Source organism: Facilibium subflavum (assembly GCF_003574485.1).
GTDB lineage: Bacteria > Pseudomonadota > Gammaproteobacteria > Francisellales > Francisellaceae > Facilibium > Facilibium subflavum.
The window spans coordinates 8277-9977 of sequence record NZ_KZ984697.1; the positions used below are offsets into that span (position 1 = coordinate 8277).

General features: G+C 34.8%; 2 protein-coding genes. Both read left to right on the plus strand.

The window, feature by feature from the left end; all coding sequences use genetic code 11:
* Positions 1–468, plus strand: a 468-nt coding sequence (locus DNK84_RS00040; RefSeq protein ID WP_162902109.1) for a transposase, incomplete at its 5' end; no start/stop codon positions are given.
* 1 nt (position 469) lies between these two features.
* Positions 470–1600 carry an RHS repeat-associated core domain-containing protein gene (locus DNK84_RS00045; RefSeq protein ID WP_119342543.1) on the plus strand — a complete coding sequence of 377 codons (1131 nt, stop codon included), beginning with the start codon at positions 470–472 and terminating at the stop codon, positions 1598–1600.
* Positions 1601–1701 lie beyond the last annotated feature (101 nt).

The window sequence follows — 1701 nt, forward strand, 5'->3', positions numbered from 1 at the left end:
AAGTCACCTCGCAATGTACTGGGTTGTGATGTTTACATCTGTGCGCGTAGATTAGCTGATGGAAAATTGCTTATTTTGGTATCTGATTATCACGGCAAAGCGTCATTTGATCAGTATCGCAAGCGCTGGGAAATTGAAACACTATTTAGTGCAATGAAAACGCGAGGCTTTAACTGGGAAGATACACATATCACAAACCCTGATCGCTTAAGCAATATCCTTTTTATCTTAACTTTAGCGCTGATTTGGTCTTATCGCCAAGGTGATATGCTCATGAAAATTTATCCAGAAAAGCTTAAAAAGCATGGGTTTCCTCAACGCTCAATTGTTCGCAAGGGCATGGATTTTATTAGCAAATCATTGGCGGAGATTGCGATTAATACAAGTAAAATCATGGCATCAATTAAGCTTGTATTTGAGCTAAAGCTAACAAAAATTCAAATAGAAAAACTACTTAGTGTCCTGTAGTGTGAATAAAAACATAACACAACAATCAAGCAAACACAATGAAAATACACTTCCAACGACAACTGATCAAGGGAAACAAACCACGACGGTACATTATTTGATTAATGATAGTAAGAGTACGATTGCGCAAACAGATGCCAAGGGTAATATAATCCAAAGCTATCAGTATGATCCGTATGGTAATCTACTTGATAAAGCAACAAATACAATGGCAACTACTGATGCTAATAAAGAAGTAAAAGCCCAAACTGCCCAACGAAATCAGGGGAATAACAACAAGCAAGCTAGTACGTTGATTGCTGATATTAATAACAGTAAAGGTAATTTGAATGACAGTTATAGCATTACCAATAATCCATTCCAGTATAATGGTGAGTATCTAGATCAAGAATCAGGATTGATTTATTTAAGAGCGAGATATTACTCACCACAGATGCAGGCATTTATAAACCGAGATTCCAAGATAGATGAATATAATAAGTATGCTTTTACCTCAGGGAATCCGATTATGAATACTGATCCGAGTGGGAATGTTAAAGGGAATATTAAAATTAATATGCTGAAAACTTTTGATAATGGTGAGAATATTGGCATGAATGAAATACAAGTTAATAACATTAAGTATAAATTATCAGGAAGGATAGATAATAGTGGTTTCTTTACTGGAGAACTCACTCATATTAATGACAATGTAATTGAGTCATATAATCTCTATGGGAGCAAAGACCAGATGTTAAAAATACATTATTATTTACATTATAAAAAAAATGACACTAAGTATAAACCTTTACGGCAGTGGGGTACATTTGAAGGAAAGATAGGTAAGTTCATTAAATTAAAAGACGGTATAAGTGCAGGAGGATCATACTATATGGGAATTTATAAGTCTGGTAAGCTGGCCAAAACTTTATCATATATACCACTTATTACCCCAATTCAAATTGATAAAAAGCTTTATTCGAAACTACACCCAGCAACTGAAGCTAATTTTGACGCAACATATCCCTTAGAAATGCAAATTGATGCTAAGTTTATTCTTGATATTAACAGTGCTAAACGAATCGATATAGCTCCAGATTCAATGGAGATATACAAATATGATCCATACAAGAAATTATCGGATCAGCAGTAAGGCACCGTCAACTTAATTCCATCATAGCTGATTCCCTTGTATACTACCCCCAATATATTCGATTACATGTGGAAGTCAGGGCAAGCGCATAATCAAGCCCA